This window comes from Thermus sp. KWY1, assembly GCF_057547025.1.
Genome location: NZ_BAAJPG010000039.1, coordinates 20,849 through 40,199, shown reverse-complemented (window position 1 = coordinate 40,199; position 19,351 = coordinate 20,849). Strand labels below are relative to the sequence as shown.

20 protein-coding genes and 2 pseudogenes are annotated in these 19,351 nt (G+C 60.7%); 13 read left to right on the top strand and 9 right to left on the bottom strand.

The features are described from left to right. Positions 1–211: 211 nt before the first annotated feature. The 9 genes and pseudogenes from AC27GT_RS11080 to AC27GT_RS11040 form a co-directional block, all read left to right on the top strand. Positions 212–430 (top strand): annotated as a pseudogene (locus tag AC27GT_RS11080) (ABC transporter substrate-binding protein); the annotation flags it as partial. Between the two features lie 5 nt (positions 431–435). Then, positions 436–1,299 carry a branched-chain amino acid ABC transporter permease gene (locus AC27GT_RS11075; protein WP_015717048.1) on the top strand — a complete coding sequence of 288 codons (864 nt, stop codon included), beginning with the start codon at positions 436–438 and terminating at the stop codon, positions 1,297–1,299. Next, positions 1,296–2,249: a branched-chain amino acid ABC transporter permease gene (locus AC27GT_RS11070; RefSeq protein WP_015717047.1), complete on the top strand. Its 954-nt coding sequence runs from the start codon at positions 1,296–1,298 to the stop codon at positions 2,247–2,249. The genes AC27GT_RS11075 and AC27GT_RS11070 overlap by 4 nt, the downstream gene beginning before the upstream one ends. A gap of 40 nt (positions 2,250–2,289) precedes the next feature. After that, a pseudogene (locus AC27GT_RS11065) lies at positions 2,290–2,736 on the top strand (ATP-binding cassette domain-containing protein); the annotation flags it as partial. A 78-nt stretch (positions 2,737–2,814) separates the two neighbouring features. Further along, a complete protein-coding gene (locus tag AC27GT_RS11060) occupies positions 2,815–3,690 on the top strand; it encodes an ABC transporter ATP-binding protein (protein ID WP_440570435.1) in 876 nt (291 codons plus the stop codon). Positions 3,691–3,700: 10 nt separating this feature from the next. Then, positions 3,701–5,038 (top strand): aromatic ring-hydroxylating dioxygenase subunit alpha, encoded by a 1,338-nt coding sequence (locus tag AC27GT_RS11055; protein ID WP_015717045.1) that lies wholly within the window; start codon positions 3,701–3,703, stop codon positions 5,036–5,038. Positions 5,039–5,047: 9 nt separating this feature from the next. Then, the gene (locus tag AC27GT_RS11050; protein WP_015717044.1) at positions 5,048–5,560 is read left to right on the top strand and encodes an aromatic-ring-hydroxylating dioxygenase subunit beta; all 513 of its coding nucleotides are present in this window, start codon (positions 5,048–5,050) and stop codon (positions 5,558–5,560) included. A gap of 11 nt (positions 5,561–5,571) precedes the next feature. After that, a complete protein-coding gene (locus tag AC27GT_RS11045; RefSeq protein ID WP_015717043.1) occupies positions 5,572–5,823 on the top strand; it encodes a hypothetical protein in 252 nt (83 codons plus the stop codon). Then, complete coding sequence (locus AC27GT_RS11040; protein ID WP_015717042.1) at positions 5,816–7,030, top strand: 4-hydroxybenzoate 3-monooxygenase; 1,215 nt, start codon at positions 5,816–5,818, stop codon at positions 7,028–7,030. Before AC27GT_RS11045 ends, AC27GT_RS11040 begins: the two co-directional genes overlap by 8 nt. Positions 7,031–7,076: 46 nt before the next feature. On the opposite strand, the gene AC27GT_RS11035 is transcribed toward AC27GT_RS11040, so the two are convergent. From AC27GT_RS11035 to AC27GT_RS11005, 7 genes are all read right to left on the bottom strand, one after another. Beyond that, positions 7,077–7,871, bottom strand: a complete 795-nt coding sequence (locus tag AC27GT_RS11035) for an NAD(P)-dependent oxidoreductase (protein ID WP_015717041.1) — start codon at positions 7,869–7,871, stop codon at positions 7,077–7,079. After that, complete coding sequence (locus AC27GT_RS11030) at positions 7,864–8,532, bottom strand: RraA family protein (RefSeq protein ID WP_015717040.1); 669 nt, start codon at positions 8,530–8,532, stop codon at positions 7,864–7,866. Before AC27GT_RS11030 ends, AC27GT_RS11035 begins: the two co-directional genes overlap by 8 nt. A gap of 9 nt (positions 8,533–8,541) precedes the next feature. Then, entirely contained in the window at positions 8,542–9,252 is a 711-nt protein-coding gene (locus tag AC27GT_RS11025) for a PIG-L deacetylase family protein (protein ID WP_015717039.1), read from the bottom strand. Continuing rightward, complete coding sequence (locus tag AC27GT_RS11020; RefSeq protein WP_015717038.1) at positions 9,249–10,160, bottom strand: DUF6282 family protein; 912 nt, start codon at positions 10,158–10,160, stop codon at positions 9,249–9,251. Before AC27GT_RS11020 ends, AC27GT_RS11025 begins: the two co-directional genes overlap by 4 nt. Further along, positions 10,157–10,816, bottom strand: coding sequence for a GntR family transcriptional regulator (locus AC27GT_RS11015; protein WP_015717037.1), 660 nt, complete (start codon positions 10,814–10,816; stop codon positions 10,157–10,159). Before AC27GT_RS11015 ends, AC27GT_RS11020 begins: the two co-directional genes overlap by 4 nt. Continuing rightward, a complete protein-coding gene (locus AC27GT_RS11010) occupies positions 10,816–11,820 on the bottom strand; it encodes a catechol 2,3-dioxygenase (protein WP_015717036.1) in 1,005 nt (334 codons plus the stop codon). The genes AC27GT_RS11015 and AC27GT_RS11010 overlap by 1 nt, the downstream gene beginning before the upstream one ends. A 463-nt stretch (positions 11,821–12,283) precedes the next feature. Continuing rightward, positions 12,284–12,868 (bottom strand): hypothetical protein, encoded by a 585-nt coding sequence (locus tag AC27GT_RS11005; RefSeq protein WP_148228648.1) that lies wholly within the window; start codon positions 12,866–12,868, stop codon positions 12,284–12,286. 79 nt (positions 12,869–12,947) lie between these two features. Between AC27GT_RS11005 and AC27GT_RS11000 the strand changes: the two genes are divergently transcribed. Together AC27GT_RS11000 and AC27GT_RS10995 are read left to right on the top strand one after the other, a co-directional pair. Further along, a complete protein-coding gene (locus AC27GT_RS11000) occupies positions 12,948–13,901 on the top strand; it encodes a DNA methyltransferase (RefSeq protein ID WP_487224159.1) in 954 nt (317 codons plus the stop codon). Further along, on the top strand, positions 13,898–14,278 hold the full coding sequence (locus AC27GT_RS10995; RefSeq protein WP_015717033.1) for a hypothetical protein: 381 nt from the start codon (positions 13,898–13,900) through the stop codon (positions 14,276–14,278). The genes AC27GT_RS11000 and AC27GT_RS10995 overlap by 4 nt, the downstream gene beginning before the upstream one ends. On the opposite strand, the gene AC27GT_RS10990 is transcribed toward AC27GT_RS10995, so the two are convergent. Both AC27GT_RS10990 and AC27GT_RS10985 read right to left on the bottom strand, forming a co-directional pair. Further along, a complete protein-coding gene (locus AC27GT_RS10990) occupies positions 14,275–15,519 on the bottom strand; it encodes a vWA domain-containing protein (RefSeq protein WP_015717032.1) in 1,245 nt (414 codons plus the stop codon). The two genes, AC27GT_RS10995 and AC27GT_RS10990, sit on opposite strands and share 4 nt — an antisense overlap. A 5-nt stretch (positions 15,520–15,524) precedes the next feature. Beyond that, positions 15,525–16,142 (bottom strand): MerR family transcriptional regulator, encoded by a 618-nt coding sequence (locus tag AC27GT_RS10985; protein WP_487224158.1) that lies wholly within the window; start codon positions 16,140–16,142, stop codon positions 15,525–15,527. Positions 16,143–16,365: 223 nt separating this feature from the next. Here AC27GT_RS10985 and AC27GT_RS10980 point away from each other — a divergent pair, with 223 nt between their 5' ends. Then, the gene (locus AC27GT_RS10980; RefSeq protein ID WP_487224157.1) at positions 16,366–18,039 is read left to right on the top strand and encodes an ABC transporter permease; all 1,674 of its coding nucleotides are present in this window, start codon (positions 16,366–16,368) and stop codon (positions 18,037–18,039) included. A 9-nt stretch (positions 18,040–18,048) separates the two neighbouring features. After that, positions 18,049–19,305: an ABC transporter ATP-binding protein gene (locus tag AC27GT_RS10975; protein ID WP_287929145.1), complete on the top strand. Its 1,257-nt coding sequence runs from the start codon at positions 18,049–18,051 to the stop codon at positions 19,303–19,305. Positions 19,306–19,351 lie beyond the last annotated feature (46 nt).

Below are 19,351 nucleotides of genomic sequence, written 5' to 3'. Positions count from 1 at the left end.
GGGTAGTAGCCGTTCTTGCGTCCCCCGTGCTGGCGCAAGAAGGCTTCCCGGTCGGCGTCCAGGAGAATCTGCAAGACCTCGGTCACCGTCTGCCTCACCGCTTCCCTTAGCATCACCTGCAAGGTATCCTGGTCCACGGGGTACCTCCTTCCTAATCCTGGTACCCCCCTTTTATACACAAACCCCTACACATAATTCCTTACACGACCACGCCATCAACTCTGTCCAAGGGGATCTAAGTAACAAAAACCGCCTGATTAACGCCTTCAAAAACGCCAAAATCATTAGTCCTCGAGGGTTTGTGCAAATTGACCCCGAAACCAACAACGCGACTCAGCACGTTTATGCGCGCGAGGTGGCACGGGTCAATGGCATCCTCACCAATCGTCTCCTGGCCGACTTGGGCATTATACGAGACCCCGGGAAATAAGAGTCATGGCCCTCCTTCTCCTGACCCAGCTCTTGAACAGCCTGGCCTTTGGGATGCTTCTCTTCCTTTTGGCCCTAGGCCTCTCACTCATCTTCGGGGTAGCCCGGGTAATTAACCTCGCTCATGGCGCCTTCTACATGCTCGGAGCCTATCTGGGCTTACTCATTAGCACTGCTTTGAACAACTTCTGGCTGTCCCTTCTTCTGGTACCTCTCTGTACTGGGTTCCTGGGGGTATTGGTAGAACGCCTCCTTCTAAAGGGATTACACGGGAAGGAGCTGGAGCAGGTTCTTCTCACCATCGGTCTAGGGTTCGTGATCGCTGACCTCCTTCGAGCATTCTTCGGAGCTTCCATTCGCTCCGTAGCGCCTCCTCCAGAACTGTCGGGACCCGTCTTTCTCGGCCCTCTTCTCTATCCCAAGTACCCTCTGTTTGTCTTGGCCTTAGGCATCGTGGCCTTTACTGTCGTTCGGACGCTCCTTGTGAAGACCCCCTTGGGTATCAAAGTCCGGGCCGTAACCGCAGATCCCAGCATGGCTAGTGCCCTAGGTATTCCGCCTGCACAAATCAGCCTTGTGACCTTTGGCGTTGGTACGGCCTTGGCCGGACTGGGCGGGGTAGTAGGTGCGCCGCTAATCGCTCTAGCCCCAGGATTGGATGCGCAGATGACCCTTTTAGCCCTAATTGTGGTGGTCATCGGGGGCTTAGGAAGAATCGAGGGGGCTTTCTGGGGTGCCTTATTGGTTGGAATCGTTGACGGGTTTGGAAAACTCTTCTTGCCTCAAGCAGCGATGTTCCTCATCTTCGCCCTAATGGCTCTGGTCTTGGCCTTCAGACCAGAAGGGCTCTTGGGAAGGAGGACAGCATGATGGCATGGCTTCCCAAATGGAGGGCCATGGGGAAAAAGGACCTCTCTTTGTCTCTTCTGCGAGTGACCCTTGTCGGCCTTTTCGTCCTGCCCTTGTTCTTTCAAGGGTATACCCTCTACTTGGCCACGGAAGCCGCTATCCTAGGCCTCGCCGCCGTCGCCCTAAGCTTTTTACTCGGCCACGGAGGCATTCCCTCCCTGGGGCAAGCCGCCTTCCTTGGCATCGGCGCCTACACCTTAGGGCTCTCCTTAAAGGCAGGCCTCCCTCTTGTGGTCGGCGTTATCTTGGCTCCTTTGGTAGCCGGCCTCTACGCTTTCGTTACCGGACTTCTCCTGTTCCGCACGCATGGAATATTCATCCTCATGCTCACGCTAGCCTTTGGCCAGATGGTTTACTCCGTGGCCCACAAATGGGCCGGTGTAACCGGGGGAGACGATGGTCTAAGCCTTCCGGCGGACATTCTGAGCCCAGCCCTCATGCACCTTGCATCCGTTGTGCTGCTTTTTTCGATGGTTGCGTTCTTGCGCTTTCTCCTCGCCACACCCTTCGGGAAGACCCTCGAGGCCATCCGCCAAAACGAGGAGAAGGTTCGGTCTTTGGGCGTTCCCACCTTCCACTTCAAGCTCGGGGCTTACGTGCTCGCCGCTTTCCTTACCGGCCTGGCTGGGGCAGGTTTAGCCTTACACCGCACCTTCGTCAGCCCACACGATCTCTTCTGGATCACTTCCGCCACCCTGATGGTTATGGTGCTCCTCGGTGGGAGCCGCGGCCTTTTTGGAGCAGCGTTTGGGGCTTTGCTTTACACCCTCATTCAAGCCTGGGTCAGTTCCTTCAGCGAGCTTTGGGGGCTTTTCGTGGGGCTCCTACTCATCGGAACCGTCCTCTTTGCTCGGGAAGGGATCTGGCCCCTTTTAGAACGCAAGCTCGGAGGGAACCGTGGAAGCGCTTAGGGCAGACAACATCACCAAGGCCTTTGGCGGTATTCTGGCTCTCGCAGGTGTCTGCCTTACCGTGGCCTCGGGCGAAAGGCGGGCAGTCATAGGTCCTAACGGGGCGGGTAAAAGTACCCTTTTCAAGGTTATCTCCGGGGAACTCAAGCCCAACCGGGGCCGGGTTATCCTTTTTGGCCGGGACGTTACGGGACGTTTCCAGGAACACGTAGCCCGCTTGGGTCTGGGGCGCACCTTTCAACGTTCCAGCATTTTCCCCGAACTTAGCGTTTGGGAAAACGTCGCCCTAGCCATAAAGGCCGCACAAGGTAAGAGCCATGCCTTTGCTCAACCCCTGGAGCGGGAACAAGCTGTGGAGGAGGTTCTCGACCAGGTCGGGTTGCTTCCAAGGGCCTCCGATTCCGCGGGGACCTTATCCCATGGAGAGAAGCGCCAGCTGGAGATCGCCATGGCTCTAGCCCAACGCCCTGGCCTACTACTCCTGGACGAACCTCTGGCTGGCCTCTCCGGAGCCGAAAGAGAACGAATCGGCCGCCTTATCCAGGAGCTGGACCCGAGTATTACCGTGCTCTTGGTAGAGCACGACCTGGACTATGCCCTTAGCTTTGCCCACCTGGTGAGCGTACTCCACTATGGCCAGGTGGTGGCCGAGGGCAGCCCTGAGGAGGTGCGCGCAAACCCGCAGGTCCAGGAGATCTATGTAGGAACGGACTTTACTACAACCGAGTCCGTTAGACCTGACACGGGCCAGACTGTACTCCGGGTTGTTGACCTCAGCGCGGGCTATGGGGGCATGCGGGTGCTGCACAAGATTAGCCTCGAGGTCCGCCGAGGGGAGGTTGTGGCCCTCCTTGGTCGCAACGGCATGGGCAAGACCACCTTGCTTTCAGCCATCATGGGTCTTATCCCGCTTCAAGGTGGACAGATACACCTGGATTCACAAGCCATCCACCATCTTCCCGCTCACAGGCGGGCCGAGTTAGGCCTAGCCCTGGTCCCTCAGGGACGGCGGATGTTTGAAGGTCTCACTGTAGAGGATGAGCTTCGCTTGGCTTCCCGGACAAACCACGGCACCTGGAATGTAGAACGCATCCTAGAGGTCTTCCCGCGGTTAGCCGAGCGACGTAAGACCCTTTCCCGCGCCCTGTCCGGCGGTGAGCAGCAGATGGTGGCCATCGCCCGTGCTCTCCTGCGCAATCCCACCGTGGTTCTCATGGACGAGCCCACGGAGGGGCTTTCTCCCCTTATGGTGCGCCAGGTGGCTGAGGTGGTACGCACTTTGAAGGCCGAGGGCGAAACTGTCCTGCTCGCCGAGCAAAACGTGCACATGGCCCTGTCGGTAGCGGATAGGGTCTACATCCTGGAACACGGCGAGCTGGTTTGGGAAGGTAGGCCATCAGAGGCTAGCAGCTCCGTGCTGCAAAGGTACTTGGGGGTTTAGGAGGTGGGGAATGCCTCGGAGCAAGATGGCAGGAGGGACTTCCAGACTGGACGAACTTCTGGAAGAGCTGGCCACAGGGCTGGAGCAAGGGCTTGTGCCGGCAGGAATCTTCAACGACCCTGAGATCTTTGAGCGCGAAAAGGAGAAGATTTTCTCCTGCTCGTGGATCTTCCTGGCCCACACTTCAGAAATCCCCAGCCCCGGGGATTATGTGCTCAGATACATACTGGACAACGCCTTCATCGTCGTCCGGGGCGAAGACGGTCAAGTCCGCGCCTTCCTGGATATGTGCCGCCACCGCGGGATGCGGGTGTGTCGAGCCGAAGCAGGCAATGCCAGCCACTTCCGTTGCCCCTTCCACGGGTGGACCTACCGCAACGACGGCACCTTGGTGGGGGTACCTGCGGAGCGTGAGGCTTTTGGGGAAGGCTTTCCGAAAGCGGATTGGAGTCTTCTTCCCATTCCTAAGTTAGAGGAGTTCGACGGCCTTCTTTTTGGCAATCTGAGTCCGGATGCTCCCTCCCTTAAAGAATGGTTGGGGGACGCATCCTGGTACCTCGAGCTGGTTACCAAGCGAAGCCCCGCGGGCCTCGAGGTCCTGGGACCTCCCCAGCGCTTCGTGGTAAACACCGACTGGAAGCTGGCTCTCGAAACCTTCATTAGCGATAGCTACCACACCCTGATGACCCACCGTAGCCTCATTGAGCTCGGCATCGCGCCCCGTGATGCAAAGTACGCCATGTACGGGGAACAAATCCATATACCCGGCAAGGGACATGGAACCATGGTGGTCGGAGGCCCTCCAGGAGCCAAACTTCCTCCCTTCTGGGGGTACCCAGAGGAAATGATGGAGCGAGCCAAGACCTCTTATCCCTCCCGGACGCACTGGGAAGTAGGGAAGGAGACCAGGATCTTCCTCATTACCCTCTTCCCCAATTTCTCCTTGCATAACCCCATCCGCAAGCCCGACCACCTATACCCAAAACCTGTGCCCATGCTCACCTTCCGAGTCTGGCATCCCCTAGGGCCTGGGCGTATTGAGGTGATCTCCTGGGGCCTGGTCGAGAAGGATGCTCCCGAATGGTTCAAAGAAAAGGCCCGCCACTCCTACATGAGATTCTTCGGGTCCTCAGGAACCTTCGAGCAGGACGACACCGAAATCTGGTCGCATGTAGCGCGTAACGCTGGAAGTACCCTTGGTCGCAGGGTTCTCTTCAACTACCAGATGGGCCGTAACGTGGCACCTGACCCCAACTGGCCCGGCCCGGGGGTGGCTTACCCCATTAATTTCACGGACGAAAATCTCCGCAACTTCTATCGCCGTTATTTGGAACTGATGCGGGCCTAAGGGGGTACTATGGACCTTACTCGAGAAATTCTGGACTTTCTCTATAGCGAAGCGGAGCTCCTAGACCAAGGGCGCTACCGCGAGTGGCTGGACCTCCTGACGGAGGACATTCTGTACCAGGTGCCGGTACGCCTAACGCGGGAACGCCTTCCTCAGGGAGGGTATAGCGGGATCAGCGAGCAGATGTTCCACCTCGATGAGGATCGGACTTCTTTGGAGATGCGCGTAGCCCGCTTGGAAACTGGTTTTGCCTGGGCCGAAGATCCCCCCTCCCGGCTCCGTCACTTTGTTACCAACGTGCGGATAGGCGAACCTCGCAACACACCCCTCGGGGAGGAAGTAGGGGTTCGATCCTACATCTTGGTTTTCCGTAGCCGTTGGGATCAGCCCGACTTCACCTTCCTCTCCGCAGAAAGGCACGATGTTCTTCGCAGGCAGGATGGCTCATGGAAGCTTGCCAGAAGGTTGGTCATCCTGGATCATGCCACATTGCCGACCCATAACCTAAGCTTCTTCCTATAGGAGGCCCCCGGATGACTTTAAGCAACGAGTTTACAACGGTCATCGTGGAAAAGATCCAGACCCGGAACGGGGAACGGCTCCGCATTACTTCCCCCCGGCTTGGCTACAGCATCGACCTGGATCCCCTGGAGTTGGAGGCCCTCACCTGGCAAACGGTGGAAACCTTTTCTCGGTTGCTGCACACCCCATACGGGCCTGAAGAAGAGGGAGTAGAGGTACGTCCCCTTTCCGATCTGGTCCTGTTCGGAGGTGGAGATGCGTAGAGTACAGGTGGGGATTGTGGGCGCTGGCCCAGCGGGCCTGCTCCTGGCCCACCTCCTCCGGCAAGCAGGGGTGGATACAGTAGTCCTCGAGGCCAAAAGCCGCCAGTACTTGGAAACAAGCCCTCACCGCATACGTGCAGGAGTCCTTGAGTGGGGCACCAAGGAAATTGCCCTGAAAGCAGGCGTCGGCGACCGCATGGTCCGCGAAGGCCTCGAGCACAGGGGCATTTACATTGCCCTTAATGGCCGCCTGCACCGAATTGACTTCGCTACCCTTGTGGGCCAAGGGATCTGGGTTTATGGCCAGCAGTACCTGGTACGGGACATGATCCACCACCACTTGGAAGCAGGTGGAGAGATCCTTTTTGAACACGAGGTGGTGGGTCTAAAACAGTTGGAGCAAAATCCTATCCTAACCTACCGAGGACCTGGGGGTCGGGAAGGGGAACTCCTTTGTGAGTTCGTGGTAGGAGCGGATGGATCCCATAGCCGATTCCGAGAATGGATCCCCGGACTCCGCATCTACCAGAAAACATACCCCTTCGCCTGGTTGGGAATCCTGGCCGAAACGCGCCCCGCAGCAAGCGAACTCATCTATGCCAGCCACGAACGAGGTTTTGCTTTGTTCAGCATGCGTTCCCCTTCCTTAGCGCGGAACTATCTTCAGGTAAGCCCAGAGGAGAACCTGGAGAACTGGCCAGAAGAGCGCATATGGGAAGAGCTCAATCTGCGCTTAGGAGGTGTAGCCCAGGTTACGCCTGGCCCTATCCTAGAAAGAAGCCTAACCCCTATGCGTTCCTTGGTGGTTGAACCGATGCAACACGGCAGGGTTTTCTTGGTAGGAGACGCTGCCCACGTGGTACCTCCCACGGGAGCCAAGGGAATGAACCTAGCATTTTGCGACGTGGCTGTACTCTATCAGGCCTTGCTGGCCCACTATCGGGATGGCGACGCAACGCTTCTCGCCAACTACACGGAAACAGCCCGCCGCCACGTTTGGCAGGCAGAGTTCTTTTCCTACTGGATGACTACACTGCTCCACACCCTCGCCGATCCTTTTGAAGAGCAAGTACGCCTCGCAAAACTTCGCCATCTGGTGGAGAACACCCATGTTCAGCGGTTTCTTGCTGAAAACTATGTGGGCGTTTATACTAGCGGCCGCTACGCGGTAACTTTTCCCTCTATCACCAGCTCTGCCCGAAGTTGATCCACCCCTTGTTCCCCTCGGGTTCCATGCCAAACAGATGACCGTGTTAAGCCAAACGGTCTGCAGACCGTGCGCACAGGGCGGCCAGGTGCGCTGCTGCTGCTCGGGTCATCAGGGGTTCGACGCCTAGTTCCTCAAGGAGCTCCGCAGCGGCCATCATCTCTTCCCAGCGCCTGTGTGCGTGGCGTAAACTCCCTTCCACAAGGCGAAGGGCCAAGGATTCGTCAGCCTCAGCCAGGGTCTTAGCGATGTTGTCATGAACCTCATTCCAAAGGCCAAGCCGCTTCGCCGCCTCGAGGGCTTCCATTGCTGCTGCAGCCATCCCTTTAAAAAAGACGCTTCGCAGAAGCTTCCGGGTAGCGGCAAGACCAGCCTCCTCGCCCACTACCTCCACTTTTCCCCCTAGGGGAATAAGGACTTCTGCATAGTTCTTTGCTCCGGGTCCCGAAGCCAAAGAGGGTGTAGAGAGACCCCTCCCAGGAACTGGACTCATCAAGGCAACATCAACAAAGAGAGCACCAGTAGGTGCAATGACATCAGCCAGCGCCCTCTTTAGCTTTGGCGAGGCTGTATTCAGGTCCGCGTATATCTGCCCTGGCTTCAATACAGGAGCCACCCTCGTGGCCACATCCAAAGCTACCCGGGCCCAGTTAACCGAAAGAACCACGTCCGCACCTGCCGCCGCCTCCGCCTCGCTTCCCATCATGGGTACCCCGGCAACGCCCTTTCCAGGAGCCGGATCGTACCCCACGACAACCACATCCCGCGCAACCAGATCCCTCGCGATAGCCGACCCTGCCTCACCTAGGCCCAAAATGGCAAACCTTAACCCTCTACCCATCTTGTTCCTCCCGGAGACGCTGGGCTTGGGCCAGGGCACCCTCCACCTTTTCTCGAAGGCCATAAATGTCAAGGGAAAGCTTACCTTGAGCAAAGAGCTCTCTAAGCTGAGCCTCGCGCTCTATGCGCTCCCGAGCCCGTTGAAGCACCTCCCGGGCTCGCTCCCTAGGAACTACCACTATTCCATCCCCATCCAAAACCACATAGTCACCAAGGCGAATCTGTACCCCGCCAAGAACTACCGGCACACCTATACCCAGCACATTCTCTCGCTTGGCACCCCTCGGACTTAACCACCGCGCCCAGACGGGCAAACCCAGGGCCACCAGCTCGTCACAATCCCGAACCGCACCGTCCACCAATAGCGCCGCCGCTTGACGGGCTTTAGCCTGGGTGGCAAGAAGCTCTCCTACCAACGCTACGGGTTTAGCGGTAGGCATGGTTAGGACTAGAACCTCGCCAGGCTGGAGCACAGCCATGGCAGCATGAGCCCCCAGGTTATCATCCTGCGCGCACTGAACCGGGAGGGCAGGCCCTGCAGCTCTGGACCCCGGGATAAGACGAAGAAACGAAGCCTCTACCAATCCCTGGCGCCCAGCAGCCTCATACACCGTGGCAGAGCCGAGATCCGCGAGTTCTCGAACCTCTAATGCCGTCAACATCCTAACCCCCTAGAGGCTTCGCACCACCTGGGGCAAAACACGCTGAAAGGCCTCCGCCCGCTTAATATCGGCAAGTCCGGAAATTCTCCGGGCATGGTTGGCCCTGTGCTCAGCCCGCTCAGCGTAATGTTTCTGAAGATAAGCCTGGGAAGTAAAAACTTCCATGGCAGCAAGCTTCTTCTCCCATACGGGGGTGATATCTAAGAAAACGTTGGGAACAAACCCACAAAGTTCGGGTTGATGAGGCTCAAAAAGGAGAAACTCAGGGGGGCGCACTGTCTTAAAGGCACTGGCCACACCCGAACCTGTGGCCAGCTGCCGGGCCCTTTCGGTAGCCTCGTAGGCCACAGGGTGGTCAGGATTAAAGGGATCTCTTGGGGTGTGGGTGACGAGGACATCTGGGGCAATCTCCACCATGATGTCCACAAGCTGGTCAATCACCCTATCATCCACCCGTAAGGGATAATCCCCTAGATCTAGGGGAATCAACTGTGCCCCTAAAATCGCTGCTGCTCGAGTTGCTTCCTCATGACGAATGGCCTTAACCCTCTCCAAGGTCTGTCCGGGCTCCTTCCAAAGCTCTCCCGACTCGCCCCGCTCTCCATAGCTTAACGCCACCACAAAGGCTTCCCCTCCCTGGGACACGGTAAGGGCAATAGCCCCACCCGCCCGCCAGACAAAATCGGCTGCGTGGGCGCTCACCACAAGAAGCCGCTTCATGCCTCTCCTCCCCTGGCCAAATAGGTGGGAACGGTTACCGCCATGTGCCTAGTTTCCTCCTCGCTGAAACCCGCCTCTCGAAGCCTATCCGCAAAGAGCGCCAGACCATCTTCCACTGGAGGGTTTTTCGGCTGGCCCAAGTCCGTCGAGAGGAAGCTCTGTTCCACTCCTACGGTGCGGATAGCGGCAAGGAGCTTATCCCAAGGTACTTTTCCTGTCCATGAAGGGGCCAGACAACGTTCTAGGTATACCCCCTGCGCCGCTAAGAACTTCTGGTCCGCCAGAGGTAGGTCCTGAGTAGGGTAGTCGGGATGTGTGATCACCAGCTTGCGAACTCCCTCCTCGAGCGCAACCTCCACAACCTTCAGGATCTCCTCTCTTGAAAGATGGCCGGTAGCCAAGACCATGTCGTGCTTAGCAACCACACGACAAATGGCCCTCACCTCAGGTTTGACTCGCCCTGAAGCATCCAGCACTTCAATGGGCGGAGGAAGTAGGCCGGCACCGCGCAACTCATCCTGAAGTCTGGCCCACTGGGGACGGCTCTCGGATGGCAACCGTGATATCTCACGCAACTCGTTTGCAGCATCCACCGTGGGTAACCAAACGAACCTGGCCCCTGAACGGGCAGCCACCTCTACCGCCAGGGGATTGAGCCCTCCCACGCTGTGATTGAGAACCACGGCCCCTATAGCCTCCACCTCCGGAACAACCTGGCGAATTACCGCTGCCCGCTCACCCGTGGGCACATAGTGAGACTTGAGAACGAAACCCTTGAGCCCCAAGGCTAAAAAGCGTCGCGCAAGGTGAAGATCGGTTGTCTTCCTCGGAAGCAGATCCGGCTCCACATGCACGTGCAAATCATAACTACCCTTCACCAAAGCCCGAGCCCAATCACTCGGTGTCATACATCCACCCCTCTACTAGCCTGTTGCAAGGCAGCAATGACCCCCTCCAAGTGAGCCCGCATGGCTTTCTCAGCCCCCTCAGCATCGTGTGCCGCCACGGCTTCTACAATTCTCTGGTGCTCCTCCAACGACCTCTGTGAACGTCCCGGAACCAGGATGGTGCGGAACTGGTGACGCACCACCTGGGCGCGCAGGGCTTCTACCAGACGCTGAACGGTTTTGTGACCCGAAATCTCCAGCAAGGTCTGATGAAGCAAAGAGTTGAGTTCAGAAACACCCAAAAGATCCCCCTCCTCAAGTTTTACCCTCATGAGTTCCAGGATCTCGTTAAGCCGGGCAACATCCTTGGACCCGGCCTTCTGGGCTGCATACCTAGCCGCTAGGCTCTCCAGAACCATGCGGGCCTCAAGGATCTCCAGCGCCTCTTCTTCACTAACAACGCGCACCCAAGCTCCGCGATACGCCTCGCTTTCCACCAAACCTTCCTGCTGCAGCCTTGTTAAAGCACTGCGAATTGCAGCCCGGCCTAGGTTATACCTTTCGACCAGATCCTTCTCCACCAGTCGTTGCCCTGGGAGCAACTCGCCCCGAAGGATAGCCTCGCGGATTTGCTGATAAGCCTGCTGCGCCTCTGTAAGCTTCTCCATGGTGGGCATTATCCCTCTCCTCTGGGTGGGTCTTCCACCGGCGGCACCCCATATGTGTGGAAAGATTCCACAGTTTTTAGGCCCCAAGCCTGGCCCCGTTTGCGCTCCTCCTCATTCCACACAACGGACTTCCAATCGGGTGCCAGCAGAAGCCTGGCCCCCGGGCAGGCGATCTCAAAACGGCATCCGCCGGGTTCATACACGTAGAGAAAGAAGGTTTGCTGAATAGCGTGTTTGTGAGGTCCGGTTTCAATAAACACGCCATGCTCCAGGCAAATGTCAGCGGCCCGGAGGACCTCCTCGCGGCTGTCAACGGCATACGTGAAGTGGTGGAGCCGTCCCTTGGCCCCTAGATGATCCTTGGTCACGGCCACGTCATAGGTTTTGTTGTTACTGGTAAGCCAAGCCCCTTGCTCACTACCATCACTAAAGATGATCTGCTCCGTTACCTTCATTCCAAGGAAATCCTCTAAAAATATCCGGACAGCACTCACGTCTGCCGCAAGCAGGTTGACATGGTCTAAACGGCGAAGGTTGGCACCCTTCGCAGGGAAACGGGACGCTTGGTTTTTGAGCGCTGGCCGGGCATTCTCAGGAGGGGTAAACCAGACCGTATCGTAGTAAATCTCCATGAGATGACCATCCGGGGTGCGAAACCGGTAGGATGGACCATGGCCGAGGTCCCCTTCGGTCCAACCTTCTCCAAGCCCCGAGGCTTTGAGAATTTGTACGCGGCGTTCCAAGGCCTCCGAGCTCTTCACGCGGAACGCAACATGGCCCAATCCCGGCTTCTTGGCTGCGGTGAGCTTAAGGGTGTGGAATTCATAATCATCCCAACCCCTAAGGTAAACGGAGTCTCCCTCCTGACCACTTACCCCCATCCCCATAACCTCGGTAAAGAACCAAAGGCTCTTGTCTAGGCAGGGAGTAAGAAGTTCCACGTGGCCCAAATGCGCAAGGTCCCCATAGGGCCAACGACCGAATGCCTCCCCAGGAGAAACTTGTGGTTCCATTGCCAACCTCCACTCGCAAAATATCATGTTGTCAACTAGATTGTCAACAGTATTCAGATCTACCTGACCGCCACCCATGAACGATTTTCGCGGCGACAAGCTACGGGTTTGCAAACCCAGGTCAAGGCACATTCCTTCAACCTAGCCCCCACAGCCAGCAGACGGGTACGAGGAGGGTGTGCTACTGTTCTTAGGAACAGACACAACCGCCTATGCACTACGCTTCCTGTTATCCACCCGGTTCTCATCCACCTTCCGTACCCGTCCGAGCATAGGCCTCACCTCCGAGAGTCAAGGGCAATCCGCAACACGCCCACAGGGTTGTCCAACATCTACGAACAACGTGTTCGCCATAGCCGAGGTTTCCCGTTGGGTGGGTGCAACACCAAGCTCCCCCGACTCCTCAGGTGGGCGAGCAACAGAACGATGAACCCAGCACCTCCCAGCTGTTGCGAAAGGTGCGTTACACCTTGTCCTTCTGAGGTCTTTCCCTGTTCCGGCGGAGCCAGTCCCGATGCAGGACCAAGAGCTCCCACCAGAGGGTCCGCTCCTCGAGGCCATAGACCACCGCCGGGTCCAGGTCCGGTGGCAGGGGCGGGCAGGAAGGGTGCCTCTTGCCCAGGAAGGTGCCATCCCCGGGGGGGTTCCCGGGCAGGAGCAGGAACCCCTCCCCGTCGGTGAGGACGCTGTGGACCAGGCTGGCCTGGTGCCTTTGCAGGAAGGCATAGGGCCGGCAGACGAGTTGGGGCCTTCCCTCGGCCACCGTGGCCAGGTAGAGCCAAAGCTTCCCCCTCTGGTCCCGGAGGAAGCGGGTTTCCGCCTCCCCTGAAAGCACCAGTTCCCGGTGCAGGCGGCGGGCGCTACGCAGGCCTCCGTTGCGCCCCCGCACGCTGAACCAGTCCAGCTGCCGGTAGGCCAGCTCCTGGCCTTGGTCCTCCTTCTCCCCCTTGCCCCAAACCCTCCATATCGCCCAGAGGCCGCACTCCCCCTGGTACCGCCACAGGGCCCCGTCCTTCAGCAAGGGTTTTCCCCGGAAGACTCCTTTCATCCCAACCACCTCCTGGCCTAAGGATAGGAGGGAGGTTTTTTCCGTCTGACGGAAGGCTTCCATCCCCTAGCCTGGAGGCATGAGGCGTAGGGCGTGGCTGATCTACCAAGAAGTTCTGGAGGCTGCTCGCCGGCAGGGGCTGGCCCAAGGAGAGGAGCAGGAGGTGGCCCGGGCTCTCCTGGACTTGCCCCGGGAGGCCTTCCTGGCCTTTGCCCGGGCGGTGGGCCTAGAGGCCAAGTACCTCAGGTATGACCTCCTTCCCATAGCCTTCCTCCCAAACCCCTTGCGGCAGGCCCTGGCCAGGGGCCTCCCCCTGCGCGAGGCCCACCGCCTGGCCCGGGCCCTGAAGCGGGGAAAGGTTTCCCTGGAGGACCTGGCCCACCGGCCCCTGGAGGCGTGGGTCGGTTTGGGAAGGAACGGGGAGGACCTGGATCCCAGGGCTCCCGTCTGGCTTTTCCCCCCAGAAACCCGGAAGGAGGCCTTGCCCCAGGGGGTAGCCCGGGCCCTGGTGGGCCTTTACACGGAAAGAGGGGAGCTGGTGGTGGACCCCATGGCCGGCTACGGCACGGTGGTGGAAGCCGCCAGGGCCTTGGGCCGCCGGGCCTGGGGCGGGGACATCGATCCCAAGGGACCCCTGGTGGAGCGGGCGGACATCCGGACCCTTCCGGAGCGTTTCCAGGGCGAGGCCGCCCTCCTGGTCCTCCATCCGCCCACCTTTGCCTCCTGGCTGGCCTCGGAAGGGCACCGCGAGCCCCCGGAGGACCGGTATGCGGGCTACATCGAGTACCTGGTGGAGCTCCTTCGCCTGAGCCTCGAGGCAGTGCGCCCCGGGGGGAAGCTCGCCCTGGTGGTGCGGCCGAGGAGGGAAGTAACCCGGGGAGAACGGCGAGCGGGCCGGGATTTCTTCCTCTCGCCCTTTGAGCGGGCCCTGGCCGAGGTGGACCCCAGGCTCCGACCCTTTCGCTACCACCTGGCGGTGAGCCGGGATGGGCGGGAGGACTGGCACCTCTTCGTGGGGGAGGTGGAAGGATGAGGTGGGCCTGGGTGGTGGACGACTCCCCGGAGCGGTACGAGGTACTGGGGCTTTTCCTGCAGTCCCGGTGGGGCGTGGAGGCGGTGCGCTTCTCCCCGGAGGTTCCCGAGGACTTCGGGGAGGCCTGGGTGGTCAGCCTGGACTACCACCTGGCGGGATGCACCGCCTTGGAGGCCTTAAAGCGCCTACCCCCGGAAAGGCTTGCGGGCCGGCTTTACGTGGTGCACTCCACGGCGGGCCTCGAGGCCACCCTGCTGGAGGATTGGCTCCGGAAACAGGGCCTCGAGGTCATCCGCTACCCCTACACCCTGATCCGGATGGAAGTCCGGCCCAAGCGCCGCCTCGGGCGCTCCGGGCCGGTACAACCCCCAGGCTAGGAATCCTTTCGCCCCTGGCGGTTGCGGTAGACCTGGCTGGAAAGGAGTTTGCGGGCACGGGCGGGGGAGCGGTCCAGCTCCTCAAGAAGCGCCTCTAGCTCCTCCCCCTCCGTTTCCAGGAGCTGTTGGTACGGGGCGAGCACGGGCAGGGTTGCGCTTAAGGAGGACCGGGCCGTATGGAAGTCGCCCCGGTACAAAGCCTCCATGGCCTGCTGGCGTGCCCAGGTGGCCTTCAGCTTGGCCATCGCGGCCTCCACCTCGGGCAGGGAGTCCAGGCCTTGGTAAACCTCATCCTCCAGGGCGGGAAGATGCAGGCTGGCTTCCTCCTGGTGCACCCCGCCACCCAGGCTTTCCCAGGCCAGCCTCACCCCAACCCAGGTCTCCCCTCCCGGGGCCTCCACCTCCAGCAAATACTCCAGGGTTCGCCCGCCCACCAGGGGCGGAAGCCGGTACACTCCCCCGTCTTCCCGAGCCAGGTCGTGGAGAAGGCGAATCTCTCCCCCGTGGGGCGGGGTAAGCCATAACCTGACCCCCGTGCCCAGGGTGGTGGCCAAGCCGGAAAGCTCCTGGGCAAAGATGCCGGGCAGGTCATCGGGGCTTTCGATGAAGTAGTAGTTCCCCTGCCCGGCCTCGGCCATGGCCATCATCAGGTCCTCGTTGTAGTCCAGGCCCACCCCCAGGGTGCTGGTGCTCACTCCCCTTTGGGATAGGCCCCGCACCTGCTCCGCAATGACGTTGGGGTTGGTTTCCCCCGTATTGGCGAGGCCGTCGGAAAGCACGATCACCCGGTTGAGCCGCTTGGCATCCAGATGGGCGGCCACCTGGGTGGATCCTTCCAGCCAGCCGGCATGCAAGTTAGTGGAGCCTCGAGGCCTCACGGGCCGGAGGCGCCGGAGGATCTCCTCCTTGTTCTCGGCCAGGGTGCTGGGCACCACCACCTCTACCTGGTGGTCATAGATGACCACCGCCACCCGGTCGTGGGGGCGCAGGTTCTCCACGGCGTAGGCCACGGCCTTCTTGGCGAACTTGAGCTTATCGCCGGCCATGGAGCCCGAGCGGTCCAGCACAAAGGCCAGGTTTAAGGGCGGGCGCTCCACCTCCGCCTGAACCGGGGGAATCTTCACCCTTAGGAGCATGGGCATGCGGGTTGGCCCCGTGGCCCGCACCCCGGGCTTCAAGGGAAGGAGCTCCAGCTCGGGCCGAGGGTTTGCCTGGGAAACCGCCTTCTTCTTGTTCTTCATCCAGATCACCTCCTTGAACTCCGGCTGCTGCTTCGGCGGGGGGCTAGCCCCTTTAACCGCCTTCCCACCTCCTCTAAAAGCGCCTCCATCTCGCTTCGGGTCCTGGGCGGGCGGAAGTCCTCCCGCACGTGCACCTCGAAGCCCGGGGCAATCTCCAGGCGGTGCCAAATCTCCTCCCTTTCAGGTGGCGACGGAGAGGATTCGGTGGGCGGCACCATGTAAGAGTAGGAGTAACGCTCCCGAAGCTCGGACAAGTAACCCAGGGCGGGGTTGGGTGCGAGGGTGGCCCCGCCCTCCAAAAGGGCCAGAAGTTCCTGGTCGCTCTTCTGGCGAACCAGGTCTCCCAGGGCGCTTGCCGCATGCCCCTCGGCCATGAGCCGGCGCAGAACCAGAAGCTGGAGCAGATGCCGGGGGGTGTAGAGGGCCCTTCTGCCCTTGCGGATGGGCTCGTCCAGCATGCCGAGCCCGGCGTAGTGGCGAACCAGGCGGGGGGTGACCGCATCCCGCACCCTGCGGCTTCCCATCTCGGGAAGGTAACGGGGAAGGCGGGCGTTGGCCTCTCGCACCAGGCCCTCGAGGTCCCACTCCACCCCCTGCCGCAAAAGCTCCTCCAGGTTCTGCATGTTCTTAGTGTAGTATTGACAAACTTATTTGTCAATATCACTTTCCACTGTGATCATAGTGCCTTGGGCGGGGAAGCCCCTTTCGCAGGAGAAAGGAGTATAACGGGAAAGGAAAGCCGCCATCCACCGAGAGGCGGCGGAGGAGGAGTGTGGCCCTAATCCCACCGAGCCCGACAAGAGGTCTGCGCTCACCGTCCATTCCCCTCCGGGAAAGGAGACACGGATGGCCCTCACCCGCTTTCCCGAACGCCCGAACCGCCACGACCTCCTGGCCCTTGTCCTAACCCTGGGCCTCCTGGCTCTTTTCCTCGAGGCTTCCCGGGAAACAGTAGGTCCCTTTCACCCAAATCCCATCTCCCTGGATCCTTTAAAGCTACCGGAATACACCCTGCGCACCGCATTCCGCATGGGGGTAGCCTTCCTGCTTTCCACGCTCTTCACCCTGGTCTACGCTCCCCTGGCGGCCAAGACCCGGCTGGAACCCTTCCTCATCTCCCTCCTGGACATCCTGCAATCCGTTCCCATCCTGGGCTTCCTGGCCGCCACGGCCGGGGCCTTCGCCGCCTTGTTCCCCGGACGGGCCCTGGGCTACGAGCTTGCGGCCATCTTCGCCGTCTTTACCTCCCAGGCCTGGAACATGGCCTTCAGCTTCTACCAGTCCCTGAAAACCCTTCCCCGGGAACTGGATGAGGCGGCCACCTTGTTCCGCCTCTCCCCCTGGCAACGCTTCCTGCGCCTGGAGCTCCCCTTTGCCCTGCCGGGCCTGGTCTGGAACGCCATGATGTCCATGTCGGGGGGATGGTTCTTTGTGGTGGCCTCGGAGGCCATCGCCGTGGGCAAGACCCAGGTGGAACTTCCCGGCATCGGGTCCTACCTGGCCACCGCCATCACCCAGGGGGATGGTCGGGCAGTGCTTCTCGCCGCCTTGAGCATGCTGGTGGCCATCCTGGCCTACGACCAGCTTCTCTTCCGGCCCCTGGTGGCCTGGAGCCAGCGCTTCAAGTACGAGGAACGGCCGGGGCTCGAGCCAGCAAGAAGCTGGGTTCTGGACCTTCTAAGGCGGACCCACACCCTAAGGGGAATCGCCGAGGCCGCCTTCTCCTGGGCCCTCGAGGCCCTCTTCCAGCTGGAACGGAGGCGCCCTCCGCGCCGCCTTATCCTTCCCCAGTGGGTCCTGGTCCTTCCTCTCCTTCTCCTCGGGGGGATTGGGGCCTTTATCCTTTGGCGCCAGCTTCAGCCCCTGGGATGGCTGGAGGTGGCCCGGGTCTTCCTCCTGGGCTTTTTCACCTTCCTCCGGGTCATGGGGGTACTCCTGTTGGCCACCGCCATCTGGGTGCCCGTGGGCATCCTCCTGGGCCTGAGGCCCCGGGTTGCCCAGCGGGTAGAGGCCCTTCTCCAGCTCCTCGCCGCCTTCCCCGTCAACCTGCTCTATCCCCTTTTGGCCCTTTTCCTCCTCCGCCACCACCTTTCCCTGGAGGTGTTCTCCGCCTTTCTCATGGCCCTCGGGACCCAGTGGTATATCCTCTTCAACGCCGTGGCGGGCAGCATGGCCCTGCCCGAGGACTTGAAGGAAGCGGCCCGAAGCTTTGGCCTTAAAGGCCTAACCCTTTGGAGAAGGCTTCTTCTGCCCGGCACCTTCCCCCACATCCTCACGGGCCTCATCACCGCCAGCGGGGGCACCTGGAACGCCGCCATCGTGGCCGAGGTGGTGCAGTGGGGCTCCCTCACCCTCCAGGCCACCGGCCTTGGCAGTTACATCGCCCGCTGGACCCTGGAGGAAGGGCAAGGACCCCATCTCCTCCTGGGCATAGCCGTGATGAGCCTCTACGTGGTGGTCATCAACCGCTTTGTCTGGCGGCGGTTATACCGCCTGGCCGAGGAAAGGTTCCGCTTCTAGGGGGAAAGTATGCTGCTCAGCGCCAAGGACATCGTCAAGGCCTTCCGGGCAGGGGAACGGGCCTACCCGGTGCTCTTCGGGGTGAACCTGACCCTGAGGGAAGGTGAGGTGGTGGCCCTCCTGGGCCGCTCGGGAGGGGGGAAAAGCACCCTCCTGCGCATCCTGGCGGGCCTCATCCTCCCCGATGCGGGGGAGGTGCGCTTTAAGGGCAAGCGGGTGGAAGGCCCCGTGGAAGGCATGGCCATGGTCTTCCAGACCTTCGCCCTCTTCCCCTGGCTCACGGTGCTGGACAACGTAGCCCTGGGCCTCGAGGCCCGGGGGATACCCAAGGGAGAGCGCCTAAAACGGGCTCGCGAGGCCATCGCCCTTATCGGCCTAAGGGGGTTTGAGGAGGCTCTTCCCAAGGAGCTTTCCGGGGGGATGCGGCAACGGGTGGGCTTCGCCCGGGCCTTGGTGGTGGAACCCGAGGTCCTTCTCCTGGACGAGGCTTTCTCCGCCCTGGACCCCCTTACTGCCGAGGGGCTTAGGGGGGATTTCCTGGACCTTTGGCTTTCGGGGCGGATCTCCACCAAGGCGGTCCTCATGGTCACCCACAACATCGAGGAGGCGGTGGCCTTGGCCGACCGAGCCCTGATCCTCGAGGGAAGCCCAGCCCGCATTGGGAGGGAGATCCGCATCCCTCTTCCCCATCCCAGGGACCCCAACGACCCCCAGTTCCGCGCCCTGGTAGACCAAATCTATGAGGCTCTAACCCCTCGGGAGGAGGTGGAAAGGCGTCTGGAGGAGGAGCTTCTCCGCCTGCCCGATGCCCGAGTGGGTGCCCTCATGAGCCTGGCCGAGGCCATCGCCCGCCTGGGGGGGCGGGCCGACCTTCCCCTTCTGGCAGAGGAGGAAGGCCTCGAGGTGGACGACCTCTTCCCCCTCCTGGAGGCCCTCGAGCTATTGGGGTTTGCCCGGGTGGAAAAGGGGGACGTGGAGCTCACCCCAGCGGGCCTGGCTTGGGTGGAGGCCAGCCTCGAGGAGCGCAAGGTGATGTTCGCCGAACACCTCCTTAGGCGGATACCCCTTTTTGCTCGTCTACACCGGGCCCTTTTGGAGCGTAGAAGGGTTCCTGAAGGATGGGTGCTCAACCGACTAAAGGAACACCTGCCGGAACCGGAGGCCAAAAGGGTTCTCTCGGTGCTCCTGGAGTGGGGGCGGTACGCTGGCCTTCTGGCCTACCACGAGGGAAGCCGGATGCTCCACCTGCCCCATCCCTCCAGATAGCCGCACGCCCGCTTGCCTCACCCCAGCAGGCCTGGGTCGGGTGTAT